This is a genomic window from Alteromonas sp. I10 (assembly GCF_003201515.1).
GTDB lineage: Bacteria > Pseudomonadota > Gammaproteobacteria > Enterobacterales > Alteromonadaceae > Alteromonas > Alteromonas macleodii.
The window spans coordinates 33243-51983 of the sequence record NZ_QJJN01000010.1 but is presented as its reverse complement, the minus strand read 5'-3'; the positions used below and the strand labels follow the sequence as shown (position 1 = coordinate 51983).

Annotated in this window: 15 protein-coding genes; 9 read left to right on the top strand and 6 right to left on the bottom strand. The window is 46.0% G+C overall.

The window, feature by feature from the left end:
• Positions 1 to 16 precede the first annotated feature (16 nt).
• The 4 genes from BZA03_RS17100 (at position 17) to BZA03_RS17085 (ending at position 4354) form a co-directional block, all read left to right on the top strand.
• On the top strand, positions 17 to 664 hold the full coding sequence (locus tag BZA03_RS17100; protein ID WP_014975467.1) for a TetR/AcrR family transcriptional regulator: 648 nt from the start codon (positions 17 to 19) through the stop codon (positions 662 to 664).
• 163 nt (positions 665 to 827) lie between these two features.
• Positions 828 to 1841 carry an aspartate carbamoyltransferase gene (locus tag BZA03_RS17095; RefSeq protein WP_014948009.1) on the top strand — a complete coding sequence of 338 codons (1014 nt, stop codon included), beginning with the start codon at positions 828 to 830 and terminating at the stop codon, positions 1839 to 1841.
• 4 nt (positions 1842 to 1845) lie between these two features.
• Positions 1846 to 3126 (top strand): glutamate-1-semialdehyde 2,1-aminomutase, encoded by a 1281-nt coding sequence (gene hemL / locus BZA03_RS17090; RefSeq protein WP_014948008.1) that lies wholly within the window; start codon positions 1846 to 1848, stop codon positions 3124 to 3126.
• 154 nt (positions 3127 to 3280) lie between these two features.
• Entirely contained in the window at positions 3281 to 4354 is a 1074-nt protein-coding gene (locus BZA03_RS17085) for an adenylate/guanylate cyclase domain-containing protein (RefSeq protein WP_014948007.1), read from the top strand.
• Positions 4355 to 4382: 28 nt separating this feature from the next.
• On the opposite strand, the gene BZA03_RS17080 is transcribed toward BZA03_RS17085, so the two are convergent.
• The 4 genes from BZA03_RS17080 to glnK form a co-directional block, all read right to left on the bottom strand.
• Positions 4383 to 5309, bottom strand: coding sequence for a Dyp-type peroxidase (locus tag BZA03_RS17080; RefSeq protein WP_014948006.1), 927 nt, complete (start codon positions 5307 to 5309; stop codon positions 4383 to 4385).
• A gap of 184 nt (positions 5310 to 5493) precedes the next feature.
• Positions 5494 to 7185, bottom strand: coding sequence for a gamma-glutamyltransferase (ggt, locus tag BZA03_RS17075; protein WP_110289406.1), 1692 nt, complete (start codon positions 7183 to 7185; stop codon positions 5494 to 5496).
• 221 nt (positions 7186 to 7406) lie between these two features.
• Entirely contained in the window at positions 7407 to 8654 is a 1248-nt protein-coding gene (locus BZA03_RS17070) for an ammonium transporter (protein WP_014948004.1), read from the bottom strand.
• Between the two features lie 32 nt (positions 8655 to 8686).
• The gene (gene glnK / locus BZA03_RS17065; RefSeq protein WP_012516988.1) at positions 8687 to 9025 is read right to left on the bottom strand and encodes a P-II family nitrogen regulator; all 339 of its coding nucleotides are present in this window, start codon (positions 9023 to 9025) and stop codon (positions 8687 to 8689) included.
• Positions 9026 to 9267: 242 nt separating this feature from the next.
• Here glnK and BZA03_RS17060 point away from each other — a divergent pair, with 242 nt between their 5' ends.
• Positions 9268 to 10122, top strand: coding sequence for a hypothetical protein (locus BZA03_RS17060; RefSeq protein WP_110289405.1), 855 nt, complete (start codon positions 9268 to 9270; stop codon positions 10120 to 10122).
• 49 nt (positions 10123 to 10171) lie between these two features.
• Here BZA03_RS17060 and BZA03_RS17055 read toward each other — a convergent pair whose 3' ends face one another.
• Positions 10172 to 10891 (bottom strand): AraC family transcriptional regulator, encoded by a 720-nt coding sequence (locus BZA03_RS17055; protein ID WP_014975463.1) that lies wholly within the window; start codon positions 10889 to 10891, stop codon positions 10172 to 10174.
• 228 nt (positions 10892 to 11119) lie between these two features.
• Between BZA03_RS17055 and BZA03_RS17050 the strand changes: the two genes are divergently transcribed.
• The 3 genes from BZA03_RS17050 to BZA03_RS17040 all read left to right on the top strand — a co-directional run bounded on the left by BZA03_RS17050 (position 11120) and on the right by BZA03_RS17040 (position 14556).
• Positions 11120 to 12763 (top strand): endonuclease, encoded by a 1644-nt coding sequence (locus BZA03_RS17050; RefSeq protein WP_110289404.1) that lies wholly within the window; start codon positions 11120 to 11122, stop codon positions 12761 to 12763.
• 212 nt (positions 12764 to 12975) lie between these two features.
• Positions 12976 to 13899, top strand: coding sequence for a DUF808 domain-containing protein (locus BZA03_RS17045; protein WP_039225115.1), 924 nt, complete (start codon positions 12976 to 12978; stop codon positions 13897 to 13899).
• A 372-nt stretch (positions 13900 to 14271) separates the two neighbouring features.
• Positions 14272 to 14556: a hypothetical protein gene (locus BZA03_RS17040; RefSeq protein WP_014975460.1), complete on the top strand. Its 285-nt coding sequence runs from the start codon at positions 14272 to 14274 to the stop codon at positions 14554 to 14556.
• A 267-nt stretch (positions 14557 to 14823) separates the two neighbouring features.
• On the opposite strand, the gene mrcB is transcribed toward BZA03_RS17040, so the two are convergent.
• On the bottom strand, positions 14824 to 17175 hold the full coding sequence (mrcB, locus tag BZA03_RS17035; RefSeq protein WP_014975459.1) for a penicillin-binding protein 1B: 2352 nt from the start codon (positions 17173 to 17175) through the stop codon (positions 14824 to 14826).
• 267 nt (positions 17176 to 17442) lie between these two features.
• On the opposite strand from mrcB, the gene BZA03_RS17030 reads away from it, so the two are divergent.
• Positions 17443 to 18729: a lytic murein transglycosylase gene (locus tag BZA03_RS17030; protein WP_110289403.1), complete on the top strand. Its 1287-nt coding sequence runs from the start codon at positions 17443 to 17445 to the stop codon at positions 18727 to 18729.
• Positions 18730 to 18741 lie beyond the last annotated feature (12 nt).

Genomic DNA, 18741 nt, shown 5'->3' with positions numbered 1-18741 from the left:
TAAAGTGAGAACGAACGTGGCTACCACTCGAAAGCAAGGCCGACCTAAAAGCGAAGAGAAATACCATCTTATATTGCATGCAGCGTCTTGCCTGTTCTTAAAAGAGGGCTTTGCCAACACATCTATGGACACTGTGGCTAAAGCCTCTGGTGTGTCTAAACAAACGGTCTATTCTCATTTCGAAGGAAAAGATGCTCTCTTTAAAGCGGCAATCTCATCGAAATGCAGATCATACCAACTCGACACCCAGCAACTTATCGACGCCACTTCAGGTTCACTCTCACTATTAGAATGTTTACGAAAAGTTGGCTGTCAGTTTGTGCGACTTTTACAAGATCCTGAAGCCATTGCTATCTTTCGAGTAATTATAGCTGAAGCGGTAAATAGCCCTCATGTGGCAACACTTTTTTATCAGGCTGGCCCAGAAGCTTCCCTATCTACATTGAGTGATGTCATAGAGAAGTTCGGAGAAGGTAGCTTAAGCCGTGATATCGCCCAACAGCTGGCAGTAGATTATTGCGCCCTGCTTAAGGGGGAATATCACACCATGATGCTGTGCGGCATACAGTCTCCGCTTCAAGACGAAGCGATTACAGCCCACGTAAATAGCGCAGCTGAAAAAATCCTTTTACTCTTTACCCACTATACTCAGCAACACAATTAGTCGACATATGCGCACATGCACACTTGTGTTTTGATTTGTGGAAAGCCCTTTTCAATAAAACGCCAAACTGAGAAAAACGTAAGGCAAGATTAACGTTGCGCTAATGACTTAGCCCCAGCGGTATTATAAACTAGCGCCGTTTTCGTTGATGATTGAGAAGCGCATGTCTGACTTTACCGGTAACCACATTCTTTCGGTTAATCAATTCGATCGCGAGGCCATTGAGAAAGTGTTCTCAGTTGCCAATTCCATGCAACCCTATGCCAAACGACAAAAGCGCACAACCGTGCTAGATGGCGCCATTCTCGGTAACCTTTTCTTTGAGCCAAGTACCCGTACGCGAGTTAGCTTTGGTACCGCATTCAACCTTTTAGGTGGTGAAGTTAGAGAAACCACCGGCATGTCGAGCTCTGCGCTGGCTAAAGGTGAGTCATTGTACGACACAGCCCGTGTGCTGAGCGGCTATTCCGACATTATTGCAATGCGACATCCTGCGGCGGGTTCAGTGGCAGAATTTGCCGAAGGTAGTCGTGTACCTGTTATCAACGGTGGTGATGGTGCAAACGAACACCCAACCCAAGCACTGTTGGACTTGTTCACGATTAAACGTGAACTGGAATACAATGGCCACGGCATTGACGGCTTACACATCGCCATGATTGGTGATTTGCGTTACGGCCGAACAGTACACTCTTTATCTCGCTTGTTATGTTTGTTTAAAAACATTCGCTTTACGCTCATTTCGCCAAAAGAGCTGGCCATGCCTCAGCCCATCATAGACGCCATCGAAAATGCGGGGCACCAGCTTACGATTACCGATACCCTTGAAGGGAATATGGATGCGGACATATGCTATCAAACACGCATTCAGGAAGAGCGCTTTCCTTCTCAAGAAGAAGCCAACAAATACCGAGGTAAGTTCCGCCTTAATCAGTCGATTTACACGAAACACTTTCAGTCGAAGACCGTTATCATGCATCCACTTCCACGAGATTCACGTATGGAAGCCAACGAATTAGATAACGATCTAAACCTCAATCCAAACCTCGCCATTTTTAGACAAACCGACAATGGTGTACTTGTCAGAATGGCATTGTTTGCGCTTACTCTGGGTGTAGAAAACCTTCTCACTAAGTACGAGCGTGACGTTGTTTGGTACAGCAATAAGAGTAAGTAATTACATGCAAAAATCTGAAGCCCTATTTACCCGCGCCCAAAAAACCATTCCTGGTGGCGTAAATTCACCCGTTCGCGCTTTTAAAGCGGTAGGCGGTACACCTCGCTTCATCACGAAAGCTGATGGCGCTTACATGTGGGATGCGGATGGCAAACAATATATTGACTATATTCAGTCTTGGGGCCCTATGGTTCTAGGTCACAATAACGCTCAAATTCGCGAAGCGGTTATTGAAGCGTCATATAACGGCCTGTCTTTCGGTGCACCTACCGAAGCTGAAGTGATCATGGCTGAGTTGGTTAGCGAACTGGTTCCATCTATGGAAATGGTACGCATGGTGAACTCGGGTACAGAAGCTACCATGTCAGCTATTCGCCTGGCTCGCGGCTACACGAGCAGAAACAAAATTGTTAAGTTTGAAGGCTGCTACCACGGGCACGCCGACTCTCTGCTAGTTAAAGCGGGCTCAGGGGCGCTAACCCTTGGTGTACCAAGTTCACCAGGTGTTCCAGCAAATGTTGCTGAGCATACGCTTACCGTTGAATACAATAACCTAGACAGCGTAAAAGAAATCTTCGAAGCCCATGGCGATGATATTGCGTGCATTATCGTTGAACCTGTCGCAGGTAACATGAACTGTATCCCTCCTGTGGAAGGCTTCCTTGAAGGACTTCGCGCTATTTGTGACCAATATGGCAGTGTATTGATTTTTGATGAAGTAATGACAGGCTTCCGCGTATCTCGCGGCGGGGCGCAAGAGCGTTATAACATCAAACCAGACCTGACTTGCTTGGGTAAAGTCATTGGCGGCGGCATGCCAGTGGGCTGTTTTGGTGGCCGTCGTGACATTATTACTCACATAGCACCGACAGGGCCAATTTACCAAGCGGGTACGCTTTCTGGTAACCCAGTAGCAATGGCTGCAGGTCTTGCTGCTTTAACGCAAATAAAGCAGCCTGGACTTTACGATTCAATTTTCGAAAATACGCAAACGCTAGTGGATGGTTTCCAAGCCCTTGCTGACAAACACAATATTAGTCTAACTACTAATATTGCCGGCAGTATGTTTGGGATATTCTTTACTGACGTAGAGAAAGTTACGAACTACAAGCAAGCAATTAACTGTAATACCGAGCAATTCAATAAATTCTATCACGGTATGCTAGAGCAAGGCGTTTACTTAGCACCTGCATCTTATGAAGCGGGCTTTGTTTCTAAAGCGCATGACGCTGCAGTCATTGAGCAAACCCTTGCTGCAGCAGATAAAGTGTTCTCAACGCTTTAAGTTAATTCCTTTCTGGTAATTTTTGCACTAATACGCCCACCGTGGCGTATTAGTGCCTCTTCTTCATTGCTTCTCTCATACGTAACGCTTGAATTCCTCGCGGGCTAGATTATTAGCCTTCATTTAAAAGCAGTTTATAGGTGTGGTGTTATCAATGGATTGGCAGTTTGGCGCTATTTGCGCACTTTTTCTCTACAGTGTCGCTATCACAACTTTGCACGTAAGGCGCAGCCGTCGGTTTGCATACAGAGCTAGCCAATTTAAACGTCGGCGTCATGTCTCCACCACTGTCGCAAAAAACGACGATGAAACGCACTTTCACACAGCTGCCGATGAGGCCCAAAGGCTTACACAAACCTTTCAAAAATTCATTCCAAAGCAGTTTGTGGAGCACATGTCGAATTCTGACGTAGACGCGCTGGGTCTTGGCTATGCGGCTGAAAACGACGTTGCGATTATGTTTTGCGATATCAGAGGCTTTACCGGTTTTTCTGAACGTATTACGCCACAAGAGTTGATGAACTTTCTTAATTCTTATTTCACCAGAATGAACGATCCTATTCATCAAAACCACGGTTTTATTGATAAGTTCATGGGCGACGCCATTATGGCGCTGTTCGATCATCGCGAAGGATCTTCACAACAAAAAGCTATGGATGCGGTTAATGCTGCGCTCGACTTACGCAAAGCGCTGACAATATATAACGGCCATAGAAAGAACAGTAACTACGAACCAATTAATATGGGAATAGGTATCCACTTTGGCCCTGTTATTATGGGTACGGTAGGTTCAGAAGATAGGATGGATACCACCGTCATTGGCGATAGCGTAAACATTGCTTCTCGCTTAGAAGCTTTAACACCCAAATACGAGGCGGATATTATCGTAAGTGCCCAAGTTCTTCAGACCATAGGGTCTGGCTTCCCAATTAAAACCCGCTTGCTTGACTGGGTAAGAGTGAAAGGACGAAAAGCGCCAATTGAAATATACGAGGTGTTAAGCCACCTTTCAGAGAGTGAGCAGGAAAAGAAGTTGGCGGTTCAGACCAAGATTGCCGCAGGTATCGCATGCCGTATAAATCAGCAGTGGGACGAGGCCATTTCTTTTTTTGAGACCGCTGTCGCTATGAGCCCAAACGATTCGCTAGCGCATCATCACATAGATGTTTGTCGAATTTACAGAAGCGTCGATTTTAAGGAGGATTGGGATGGTGCGCTAGTCTACTAATCCCAATGGCCATAAGCGACGGTTAAATTTAGGACTCAGATAACTTAGCCTGCTGGCGAATAAAATTAATGGATGGCGCGAAAAACGCAGCACCTGTTTCAGCACTGGTAAAGTCCAGCCATCTGTCATAATCGCCTTCACCGTTGCCGTATATTTGGCTGTGGAGCATCTGTTTAAATGGCCGCGCACTGGCACTACAGCTTACAAAGAATAAGCCTTGAGAGGCCATATCACCGTATGGCATGCCTTGCTTAATTAGCCTTGGTTCGTCGCCATCGGGCGCAACAGTGCTTGCCCTAACACAGTGCGAAGATTCAGACTGTTCGCTACTTACCAAATTGTGCTCTTGCGTGGTGCCCATCACTTGTTCTTGCTGACGGCTTGAAAGACTATTCCAACGCCTTAAATCATGGCGATAGCGTTGTATGTGAACATAGCTGCCACCGCTAAAGTCAGGGTCATCTTCGCCAATAATCCCGACTTGTCTGCGCTTCATTCCACGTGGATTATCTGCGCCATAAAGAAAACCATTGAGGTCACGGCCATCTAAGTACCTAAACCCTCTTATCTGCTCCACCAGTTCTACATGAATACGCAACAAATCCATCACTTCAATGCCAACCGCATGGCAAATATCCAGCCTATCAGCGCGAATTTGAATGAAGAGATCGCAAGGCATGGTGGGGGCACTTCTATCGTCACACTGCATATCAGGAAAAGGGGCAAGCTCAACAGGTATCAAACCGGGGTATACCTCAGCCCAGTAACCGGTGCCAATAGCGACAACCCCGGTTACCATGGCTTCGTAGTGCTCATTCTCAAAATGCTCGAATATATCCAGCACGCGAGATAGTTTGGCGCGTACGGCTTGGCTATCGTCATCAATGACGTTCAGTAGTAAATACTGTGCATGTAAATTTGGCTCAGCGCAGAGGCCTTTTTGTGGTTGTGTCATTGCCGCTCTTGTTGTTATTAACGCCTTGTTCTGACGTTTCGCTGCTGGCGATCATTCGCCGCGCTTTGTTGTGCGAACCTTATCGTAAAGTGTAGCGGCTGCTTCAAACTTTGAAACCCTTTAAAGCGAAGCAGCAAACGGGGGAACAAATTAACTCCGCCGCCTATTATTTACACTAGTGTGCTTAATAGCCCGCGGCTTGTCCATCTTTTCGCGTTTCTGAAGCGCCAAAATAGACACCTTTCTGCTCGTCCCAAGCGATGGCCTGATAGCCACCGAACGCGCCTACCACGCGTTGAAGCTTATGCCCCCGCTCCATGAGTTCTCGCTGAACGGTTTCACTGACCCCCGATTCTAAGCTCACATAGCCACCATCAGTCATCAACGCGCCCGTTGGGCTACTCGACCCACTGTGCAGTATGCGTGGAGCATCCCCCGCTTCCTGCAAATTCATTCCGAAGTCGAGAATGTTTACAATAATTTGCGCATGCATTTGAGGCTGAGTTCCACCGCCCATCACGCCAAAGCTCATCACTGGCTTACCGTTTCTTGTTACAAAAGCCGGGATAATGGTGTGAAATGGACGCTTTCCCGGGCGATATTCATTAAAGTGCCCTTCTTCAAGGGTAAACATCTCACCTCTATTTTGAAGAATAAAACCTAGCCCTGGAGGTGTCATGCCTGAGCCCATTCCGCGGTAGTTACTTTGAATTAAGGACACCATATTGCCCTCTTTATCAGCAACGGTCAGATAAATGGTATCCCCTTCATAAATACCCGCATCAACGCGATTCGCTGCGCGTTCATTATCTATGAGCTTCTGGCGCTTAGCGGCATACTCTTTCGAAATTAGCCAGTCGACTGGAATATCGTTGAAGTCTGGATCCGCATAGAACTTAGCGCGATCTTCGAAGGCGAGCTTCTTGGCTTCAACAAAGGTATGGATGTAGTCTGCTGAGTTAAACCCCATTCCTTCGATATCATAGTGCTCAAGCACATTAAGAATCTGTAGGGCCGCTATGCCTTGTCCGTTGGGCGGAAGTTCCCACACATCATAACCGCGATAATTAGCAGAAACGGGCTCTACCCACTCCGAGGTATGCGATGACAAATCCTGGTATGACAAAAAGCCGCCTTGAGACTTCATGTAAGCATCGATAGTGCGTGCGATATCGCCCTTATAAAAAGCATCTCGCCCGCCTGTTGCAATCTTTTCATAGGTCACGGCTAAGCCAGGGTTTTTAAAAACATCGCCTTTTTGCGGTACTTTCCCGTCGATAAGAAAAGTCTCTGCGAAGCCGTCATAATGACCTATTCGCTCTTGATTCATCTGCCAGTAATAGGCAATGACTTCTGAAACAGGAAACCCCTCACGGGCATATTTGATAGATGGGGTAAGCAGCGCAGACATGGGCAGCTTGCCAAATTTTTCGTGTAGTGCAAACCAGCCATCTACAGCGCCAGGGACAGAAACGGGTAGCGGACCAAATTTTGGAATTTGATGCAAGCCACGCTCGGCAAACACCGCTTTGGTTAACTGTCTGGGTGAACGGCCAGAAGCGTTTAAGCCGACTAGCTTTTCTTCTTTTGCATCCCACACAATGGCAAATAGGTCGCCGCCAATACCGCTGCCTGTAGGCTCAACTAAACCTAACATGGCATTGGCTGCAATAGCTGCATCAACTGCACTGCCGCCTTGTTTTAAAATATCCAATGCCACTTGCGTAGCTAATGGTTGGCTTGTTGCTGCCATGCCGTTCTTTGCAATAACTTCTGAGCGACTTGCAAAGGGTTGCCCCGTTATTCTGTCATAGCCCAAACAGCTGATACTAAAGAAAGCCAGTATCAAAGGTAGAAGTCGCACACTTGCAGTCATAACCGTCCTTTTACTAAAACGTTGCCGATAATAAATCTAGCGTTAGTTTATCGATTCATAGTGTAGCGTTATTGTCACATTACGCCTAGGCTCTTTTCCTAAGCTCAATAATGGTCTTAAAACACATTGCATGAAACGAAAAAAGCCCCGCATTAGCGGGGCTTAAACGAAGTAATAAGGCATTATTGTTATTGTTGTTTCGTTGCCTAATCGAGACTCTCTTACGAACGGCTGCTTGTGAAGTCTGGGTATGCTTCCAGACCACATTCGCTCATGTCTACGCCGTCGAATTCTTCTTCTTCGCTCACACGTACACCCATAACCGCTTTAATCACTAGCCATACCACTAGGCTCACTACGAATACCCATACAAAGATAGTCGCTGCACCAATTAGCTGACCAGAGATGCTTGAACCATCGTTAGTGAAAGGTACAAGGATAAGACCTAGAAGACCTACCACGCCGTGAACTGAAATTGCGCCCACTGGATCGTCAATCTTAAGCTTGTCTAGTGCAACAATGCTAAGCACTACTAAAATACCACCAAGGCCGCCGAACAAAGTAGCTTGTAATGGTGTAGGTGTTGAAGGCTCTGCTGTAATAGCCACAAGACCGGCTAGTGCACCGTTAAGTACCATAGTTAGGTCAGCTTTACCGAATAGAATGCGTGCTACGATAAGTGCAGCAATTGCACCACCAGCAGCTGCAGCATTTGTGTTCATAAATACAATCGCTACTGAGTTTGCACTTTCAACAGTTGCAGTAGCCAGTACTGAACCGCCGTTGAAGCCAAACCAACCCATCCACAGGATAAATGTACCTAAAGTTGCAAGCGGTAAGTTTGCACCTGGAATCGCGTTTACTTTACCGTCAGCGGTGTATTTACCCTTACGAGCACCAAGCACAAGAACACCAGCAAGAGCAGCAGCTGCACCAGCCATGTGAACAATACCTGAACCTGCAAAGTCAGAGAAACCAAGGTCGCCAAGCGTATACATACCGAATACTGCTTCGCCGCCCCATGTCCAAGCACCTTCCATTGGGTAGATGAAGCCCGTCATAACAACTGCGAACGCTAGGAATGCCCAAAGCTTCATACGCTCAGCTACCGCACCAGATACGATAGACATTGCTGTTGCAACAAATACTACTTGGAAGAAGAAGTCAGCAGAAGGTGCATATGTTGCTGGCTCTTCAGCGACACCTGTTGCGCCATCAGCCATGATACCGCTTAGGAATGGACCCCAGTCGCCGCCACCGTACATAATGCCGTAACCGCAAATCATGTACATAGTGCAAGCGATAGCGAATAGCGCCACGTTTTTAGTTAGAATTTCTGTGGTGTTTTTCGCTCGAACAAGACCTGCTTCAAGCATCGCAAAACCTGCAGCCATCCACATAACCAGTGCACCGCAGATTAGAAAATAAAAGGTATCTAGCGCATACCCAAGTTCAAAAGTGATTTCCATTATGGTTTTCTCCGCAAATATATCGTTGTGGCTTACAGCGCGTCGCTATCCGACTCACCAGTTCGAATACGAACGGCATGTTCAAGGTCGTAAACAAACACCTTGCCGTCTCCAATTTTGCCTGTTTTGGCAGCGCCAACGATGGCTTCTACCAGGCGCTCTACTTGATCATCCTGAACAGCAATTTCCAGTTTGACTTTAGGTAGAAAATCCACCTGATATTCCGCTCCGCGGTAAAGTTCAGTGTGTCCTTTTTGACGTCCAAAGCCCTTCACTTCGGTCACGGTCAAACCGTCGATACCGATTTCTGAAATGGCTTCACGAACATCATCTAGCTTGAACGGCTTGATGATCGCTGTGACTAGTTTCATGAGTTGCTCCCAGTTTGTTTTGGTTATTCTGTGATTTATGGTCGTGTTTCCAACTATGGGAAGATAAACCAAGAGCCATGCCACAAATGATTAGCCAAATAAATCAAATACATACAAGCAAACGCTTCATGAACGCACAAAAATAATGCACACTAATGGTGCACTGTTAAAAATTTGCCCAATTTTGAAGCGGTATGAGGTTGCGGTAAGGTGAGAGGACTAAAAAGTGCGATGAAATTAGGATGGAACTATTCGATAGGGCCCATGGTCTGTTGTTTACTATGACGACTATCACCCCATCTTTCTTTGCGCCTGAGCGCAGCATTGAACACCATTCCGTTGCAAAGAAAATGGCGTGGCGCCCACTATTAATTTCGGGCTGTGCACATGTGTTTGGGGTCATCGTAGTGGTCATACTTTCTCAAATGGGCATCAACAACCAAAAAGCACGAGTAAGTGTTTTGGAGCGAACGCCGGAGATAAGCGCCAGACTGTACTATCCCCCCGTTCCACGCCCTTCTGCCCAAGCTAAACCACAAGAAACTAAACCAATCGATGTTTCCCCTAAAAGGCAAGAAATTGAGTTGAAGCCTGACGCAACCAAAGCGACTGAAGCACTTGATAGTAAGAATGAAATTGTAGAAAGCCCTGCGCCCAAGCAGCAGAAAAATGCTGAGCCCGATACACAGCAGGTACCCATTGAAAGTAAGCCGACTAGTACACTGCCGTCGCCCACTTTATCAAAAGACGCAAATCGGCGCGCAGGCTCGTTGAATCTGTCGGTAAAAGATGGCGCCGCCCTCTATTTTGAAAAGTATCACAGTGACAAAGTCGCTGAAGACGCAGAACAAGCAGCAAAAGCATTTCAAGAGCGTAAAAATAGTCCTGTTCTTAGCGGGCCAAGCACACAGCAAATACAAGCTAATGAAAATCGACGCCCTTCAAAACGCGTAAACTGTAGCAGTACGACCAATAAAACTTTGGCGATATTGAGTGGAATTGCTGGTGGAACCTTAGAATGCACCAAAATGGACGACCACAAACGTTTTATAGAAGCCAGAGTCAATAAACTTCCTAAAGACGAAGAGATTAACTAGCCCTCTCTATCAACGATTTACCGTCATGTGAGGTAAGCCCTTATCACAGTCACTTTCTTTTGAAAAACTTAGGGGGTCGCCCGAAATACGCTTTGAACCGGCGACTGAATGCTGCAACATCTTCATACCCTGTTAGCTGAGCTATACCCAACATTGGTGTATCGGTATTTCTAAGTAGTGCTTTGGCCTTTTCCATCCTCACTTTTACAAGGTAATCTCGTAAACTATGCCCGGTGGCTTCTTTAAAGCGTGTTTTGAATTGCGTTGTTCCCATGCAGGCTATCCGTGCTAACTCCACCTGTGTAAAGCCTCGGGCAAGGTCGCGATGAATATGGCTTAATACAGGAGTCATTCGCTTATCCATGCTGCATCCTTTCAAGGATGTTTCTAGCAAGGTTAAAAATAGCGCCAGTATTTCTTCATGGCCTTGGTCAGCAAACTGGCTAATTTGAATCTCTACGAACGATAAAAACGCCTGTAATGCTGACGTTACCTGAAATATCGGGTGCAACCTGTCATTTAAATTAACTGGCACATACTCCAAGTCCGCCACAATAAATTTTGACAGTTCGTTAGCACTAAAATAATGGACCTCATTCGGCGCTATGCATACGCCTTCGCCTACGCCTACTCGCCCGCTAAAATTATCGATTTCTATCAAGATATGTCCGTTGATGGGCAGCACTAACTGAAAGTAGTTGTGTTTATGGCGGCACGTTTGCTTCGTATATGAGCGTACGGATAGCGATGGAATTGGGCTGTCAGTCATTTTATTGCTCCCAACAGTCCATAATAGGTAGTACTGTTCTTTTGCCTAACTCACCGTTTATTTGCATCTATTTCCTTGCCGTTAACTCAGTACTCTCTGCCGTTAGATTAAGCACTTTTATTCATTTTGTCACAAATACGTGCAATATTTGATACGCCTAGGAAGGCGTCGAACACTACGTTTAAGGAATAAATATACATTTAAAATAAAGACAATAACGGAAAATAAATGAATATAAACTTACGTCAAATAGTCGGCTTGGCAGGTGCGTTGTTACCCGCTATCGCCATGGGTCAGGTCTCCAATGGAGACTTTGAAACATGGACGTCTGGCGCACCTAATTCATGGTCAACTATCGACTCCGGCATTAGTGTAGCTGAAAACTCGGTCTACTCATTCTCGGGAAGCAAGTCTGCTGCAGTTACCGTCAATACGACAACGCAAGGTTCAACTGACTTCCGTCAGACAATCAATGTAACCGCCGGTCAAAATTATGAATTTTCAGTGAGGCTATATCACACTGAAGGTGCTGTAAAAGCACGCTTATATGTAGACGGTTATCAAGGTTATTCTGACAACAGCTTAACCGGAAACTGGCAACAGCTTACTTTCTCTTATTCCGCTACAGCGTCAAAAGAGATTGAGGTGGGGTTACGCTTTTATGATCAGACTGGCTTTGATGGGTCAGAAACCGTCTATGTAGACGCATTCGAGCCGACTACGCTTGGGTCAGGTGGCAATAACGGTGGTGGAAGTTCGTGTGCAAGCCATTCAGGCGTTTTGAACTTAACTACCGACAATTACGGCAGTGAAACCAGTTGGCAAATAACTAACGCAAACAACCAAGTTGAAGCCTCTGGCAGCAGCTACGCTAGCAACCAAAGTTATACTGAAGCGGTTTGCCTTACTGATGGAGAATATACCTTTACCATTAGTGATGCCTATGGCGATGGAATCTGCTGCTCCTATGGCTCTGGCAGCTATAACTTGCTAATAGAGGGCGTGTCTGTTGCTAATGGCGGCTCTTTCGGCGCGAGTGAAAGCATCAGCTTTAGCGTTGGTACAACGAGTGGCGGCGGCAGTGGTGGTGGTTCATCAGAACTCACTGGTTACTATGCAAGTGCCAACGGTCTATCAGGCTATGCGTTAAAAACCGAGCTTTACAACATTATCAAAAATCATAATACACAAAGCTATGGCGACCTTTGGACATTCTATATTTCATACACAAGCGACAGCTACTATGAAAATGACGGCTCCATTTTGGACATGTATTCAGAAAACCCAAATGGTAGTGACGCTTACAGCTACACGGCTGGTTCTGACCAGTGTGGCAGCTATAGTGGAGAAGGCAGTTGCTATAACCGCGAACACGCCTTCCCGCGCAGCTGGTTTGGCGGTGCAGTCTCGCCAATGAATACTGATGTTCATCACGTTTTTGCAACCGACGGCTACGTTAACGGTCGCCGAAGTAGCTATCCGTACGGTGATGTCGCAAGTGCTACTTATACGTCATCGAATGGTTCCAAACTGGGCGCTGGCTCTTCTGCTTCTGGTTATACAGGCACAGTTTTTGAGCCCATCGACGAGTTCAAAGGTGACTTCGCTAGAGCGTATTTCTACATGGCGACACGTTATGAAAACGTCATTGCAAATTGGGAAACGAATAGCACCTATGGCGACGCAGTGTTGAATGGTACGAGTGATCAAGTATTTGAAAGCTGGTTCTTAACTCTGCTTTTAAGCTGGCATTCTCAAGACCCTGTAAGCCAAAAAGAAATCGATAGGAATGACGCTGCCTTCAATTTCCAGAACAATCGAAACCCTTTTGTTGATCATCCAGAACTGGTAAACAACATTTGGGGTAATTAACTTCAACATGAGAAGAGCACGAGCGTGCTCTTCTCAACTCACACTTCCTCTGAGTTCGCCTTTTCTGTTGGTGATAGCCCTGAAAATTGCCTAAAACGAATTGTGATTTATCGGCATTATTCCTGATTGTATATCACCCATGTTTTAAGTACGCTAAGCTGCTATTTACTGGGGATTACTCTAACTGTAATACATAACAAAGGATATTCGACGTGGCCGCAGCTAACTTACTTGCCCTACTTGATGATATAGCAACGTTAATGGACGACATCGCAACCATGTCGAAAGTCGCTGCGCAAAAAACAGCGGGCGTTTTGGGCGACGATTTAGCGGTAAACGCCGACCAGGTCCAAGGCGTTAAAGCAGACCGAGAGCTACCTGTTGTATGGGCAGTAGCAAAAGGCTCACTTATTAATAAAGCAATATTGGTTCCTGCGGCATTAGCCATCAGTGCTTTTGTGCCCTCACTTATAACCGTCCTTTTGGTACTGGGCGGGTTATATTTATGTTTTGAAGGTGCAGAAAAACTACTGCACAAATATCTTCCCCACGAAGATGAAGAAAAAACACGAGAAGCCAGAATAGAAGCGCTTACCCACGAAGATGTGGATATGGTAGCTTTTGAGAAAGATAAAATAAAAGGCGCTATACGCACAGACTTTATACTGTCTGCTGAAATTATTGTAATTGCATTAGGCACAGTGACCGATGCAACACTTACTACGCAAATTGGTGTACTAGTAGCACTAAGCTTAGCGATTACCCTTGGCGTTTATGGGCTGGTAGCGGCACTAGTTAAAATGGACGATGTTGGGCTTTACATGCTTCGCAAGTCGTTAACAGGTTCAATGAACACCCTTCAACGATTTATTGGCAGAGCGTTATTAGTTGCCGCCCCCGCATTAATGAAAACCCTTGCGGTTGTAGGCACTGTTGCTATGTTTTTAGTCGGTGGTGGCATCCTCACACACAGCATTGGCTTTTTGCACGTTATTACCGACTGGTTTACCGCACTTATCCCAGACGCATCGCTGGTTATGTCTATACTTGCTGATGGTGTTGTTGGTATTGCTGCTGGTGTGATCATTGCGCTAGTAATGACAATGGTTTCACAATTTAGAAGTAAAGCGTCCTAGACCTATTCACTCTTTTATACATTGGCGGCGCTGCTCTTCTTTATAGACTAGCGCCCCTATTTCTGACCTTTCTCATGGTCACCAGTGTCGCTGCGCAAGTGTTAAAAAATTTGCGTTAGTCATTTTGACCACCTCTACATTAAATTCGCTAAATTTTAGTATTTCTTTAATTCCTCAATTCCACCTTTATTTTTTACTAAAAGTTAAAATTCATTAAATTCATATACTTACCTTATTTTTACGAGTTGGCACATCCCTCGCTATAAACTAATTGTTAATTGATAACGACTTATTATCGAAACCTTTAGCAACATGATAGCTGCCACGCAGTATGTTCAAGTGCAGTGTCTAACTTAATTTTTGGAGATTACTATGTTTATCGGTCGCAAAACTTTCACTGCACTAACTTTAGCAACTAGCGTATTGGGCGCATCAGCGTTCGCTGACGACACTCAGAACAACATTGTTTCGCATACAGATTTTATCGTTGAAAGCGCCATGCATGACGTAAAGCAGAACTTGGACCTAGGCGTGACTTATGACGTGTTAACTGCAAGCCATACGTTTGAGCCAGAAGTAGAAGAAGCAAATGCATTGGTTGCTGACATCACTATTACGCCGATTGAGCCTATCAGCTCAGACGATAACGACGCATAAGGAGAATGCACATGTTAACCGCCGCAACCCTATTTATGGTGGTACTCGGACCGGTTATTGCGTTTGTAGTCAGTGCGCTGGTGTTTTCAACAGCGCGCCTATTCCTTCAGAAAGGTCACTGAAAACGCAATAAAAACAAATAGGAACCTAACCGACTACCGCTAAAAGATTTGCCTTCCCTGGGCCTTTTACTCCAGAGGGAGATAGAAAGCACGGACTGTATCCCAGCCAAGTGATTGTGTTTTCTATCTTCTTACTGGAGTTTTTTTATCCGAATATCCGTTCCCACCAGCTTTTATCATCCTTGTCGCTGTCTTTGTCTACAGGACGGCCTGAACAATCTTGTTGAGGTGGAGGAAGCACATCCAAAATAGCCGGTACGCTTAAACTCCCAGCACATCCTGCAACCACAACCGCGCCGGTCTTGGCGTCAAAATGTGCAATGCCTAAGCCTTTTGGGAAACGCCTTGATAATGACTTGGGTGACTGAGATTTCATGTAGTTTATGAAGACGGGTAAGGCTCCACCTGCCCCGGTTAAATTAACCGGCTGGTTATCGTCGTTACCCACCCACACTGTAACAACGTTATTTCTATCAAAGCCACTAAACCAGCTGTCGCGATAATCATCTGTGGTGCCCGTTTTGCCGGCCATATTCACATTGCCAAAATTCCAGCCAATGCGCTTTGCAGTACCTTCTGTGGTTACCTTGTATAAGGCGTAGTTAAGCAGATAGGTTGCCGCTTCATCGGTGCGCTGAGCGAAAAATTCAGCCTTTTTCCAAAGCAGTGCATTATCAGCCGTAACTACAGACGTCACCGTATGAAGAGGTATATAACGTCCATCATTTGATAGGGTTTGATACATTTGATTGGTACTAAAAGGGGTCAATTCAAAAGCGCCAAGGGTCAACGACGGTACTTTATCTACGGGGGTGGTTACCCCTAATCGCTCTATCGTATCGGCTAGCGCATCAAGCCCTATCTGCATGCCTAAATTAACCGTAGGTATATTTAAAGACTCGACTAGCCCTTGAAGTAATGGCACCTGCCCTCTGAACTCTTTATCGTAGTTTTGCGGGGACCAGGTTTTTCCATTTCGACTTTCAAGTGTAATGGGCTCGTCTTTAAGCGGCGTTGCCAAGTTAAATTGTGTTGGATCTTCTAGTGCGGTTAAGTAAACCGCAGGTTTAATCAACGAGCCTATTGGGCGTTTTGCGTCTAGTGCTCGGTTAAAGCCTTTAAACGCAAAGTCTTTTCCGCCAACGATAGCGCGTACTTCACCACTTGCACTATCTGTGACTACCATTGCGCCCTGTAATGGCACTTTCCTGTCTTTTTGCAAACCGTCTAGCGTACCCGACAATGCACTTTCAGCGCGGCGCTGGGCTACGATATCAAGTGTTGTAAACACTTTTACGCCCGAATCTCTTAAGCTAGGCTCAGCCAGAATTTCATTGAGTTCCCGACGAACCTGCTCCATGAAAGCAGGGTGTTTACCGCTTGCCAAGCTAGCCCCACTGGCGAGCCCTAACGGCATATTCACAAAACGTTCGTAGTCTTGACGACTAATTTCATTTTCATCAAACAGCATGCGCAACACTAAATCACGACGCTCTTTAGTGCGCTCAGCATATTTGCGTGGGTTGTAATAAGATGGGCCTTTAATAATAGCAACCAACGTGGCTATTTCGGGCGTACTTAGCTCGTTAGCTGGTCGGTCAAAATAGAAATAGCTAGCAAGTCCAAAACCATGTACGGCCATATCGCCATTTTGCCCCAAAAACACTTCGTTTAAGTACGCTTCAATAATTTCTGATTTGCTGTAACGGGCATCAATGATCACCGCCATAATGGCTTCTTTTGCCTTACGTACAATGGAACGCTCACGGGTTAAAAACATGTTTTTAACCAGCTGCTGCGTTAGCGTACTCCCGCCTTGAACCGTTCTACCGGCTGCAATATTTGCCATTAGAGCCCGCAATATTGAAAGCGGCGCAACGCCATGGTGATTATAAAAATTGCGGTCTTCCACCAGGGTTAGCGCTTTTGGCAACATTTCAGGAATGGTGTCTAACGTTACCAGCATACGGTCTTCTTGAGACCCGCTTGTCATGCGCGTTACTAACCAGGGTTCTAGCTTTGCAGAACCATACGGGCGGCCTTGCGACTTGTCATAAATTTCCCCAATACGTGCACCTTCCCACGTGATCACTAAATGACGCAGAGGCTCTGCGCCTTCTGGAAACTGAAACGCACGGCGCTGCACAGTCAGCACCTTATTTTGATAGCTATATTCACCGCTACTGTCGGCAAAGGTTACCTTGCGGTAGCCCAGCAAATTGAGCTCATCAATGACTTCTTGGGGCGTTATCTCTTCACCTTTGCTGATTTCCAACGGACGGGCGAAGATCTGCGCGGGAACTTCCCATTTATTTCCAGAGAACGCATGCTTAATTTGGGCGTCAAGGTAGAAGGCATACGCCCCAAGCACAACCAAACCAATAAGAGTGACTCGCCAAAACAGTTTGAAAAACCACGAGCGCTTGGCCGAGCCTTTGCCATTGCTTGATGCTTTACTTTTTGAAGATGGATTGTCTTTTGTCTGTCTTTTTGCCACGTGAAAACGCCATGAAGATCATTGAGGATGACATCGCACATATTGCGATATGGATTTAACGAACGCCTTTAAAACGTTAGTTTTATTAGTATCAACATTACCATTCGGGCCGCCTCTCAACAACTGTTTCCAAATATGCACACTCCGAATTTGTATACTTCTGAAACGTCCCATGGCGCTAATATGTTGAAGGACAAAAATGAATTTTACTCGCGTTTCACGGTCACAATGCGATAGCATGCTGGCAAGTAACACAGGAACCGTACTATGCGCTTAGCTTCATTTAAGTCTTCTTTTTTCTCTACTCGTTCGCCTAAAGGGGCCAAGTCTTACGCCTCATTTCTTCGACCGTCACTTCGCACGTCTATGGCGCTGCTTCTCGCGGGTGCGACAATGAATTCAGCGCTAGCCAATGAACAATTCGCTAGCTGCACCGCAGCGCTTGCTGATAAAGCCAAGCAGGAAGGGGTTAGCCAGCAGACTATCGATGATGTGTTTCCTCGTCTTGTTCACCAAGACCGTGTGATTGAGCTAGACCGAAGCCAACCAGAATTTGTACAAACGTTTCCGGGGTATTTCAGCAAGCGCGTTACCGACTGGCGTACCGAAAAAGGTAAAGAGATGTATGCAAAGCACGACAAACTTTTGCATAAGCTAAGTGAAAAATACGGCGTGCCTCCTCATTATCTGCTCGCTTTTTGGGGACTAGAAACAAACTTTGGCTCTTATAAAGGCAAAATGCCGGTACTCGACTCGCTTGCCACTTTGGCTTGTGATAAGCGACGAAGCACCTACTTCACCCAAGAGTTTCTTGTTGCTGTGAAATTGATGGAGCGAGAGAAGCTGCAAAAAGAAGACATGATTGGCTCGTGGGCCGGTGCCATGGGGCACACCCAATTTATGCCTTCGGCCTATACCCACTACGCTATTGATGGCGATGGCGACGGACAAATAAACTTGTGGGCAAGTGAAGAAGATGCGTTGTCTTCTGCGGCAAACTTTCTTGCCAACTTGGGTTGGGAGCGCAGCTTCCGCTGGGGTCGTGAAGTGCAACTGCCTGAGAACTTTGACTATCAAGAGTCAGGCTATAAAAATAGAAAATCTCTCAGTGAATGGAATGCCCAAGGCGTGAAAAAAGCTGATGGTTCTGAGCTGGGCGAAGGCGACACTACCGCCTATGTTATTGTGCCTGCTGGTCATAACGGCCCCGCCTTTATCGCCTACAAAAACTTCCGCGTTATTATGCGCTGGAACAACTCAGAGTTTTATGCCATTGCCGTGGGTGTATTGGCCGACCGTATTGCTGGCGCTTCTGGCATTAAAGCCACGTTACCTGATTTACCTGCGTACAATCGCAAAGATATTATTGCCCTTCAAAGCAAGCTGAATGATTTGGGCTTTGATGTGGGTAAGCCTGACGGCATTATTGGCCCCGCTACCCGTGAAGGCATTCGCAATTACCAAATTAGTAACAACATGATTGCGGATGGGTTCCCAGGACTTGAAGTGATGGCTGCACTTAATATTGACCTGGCAAGCAAAGCTAACTCTTAATCTTGATTAAAA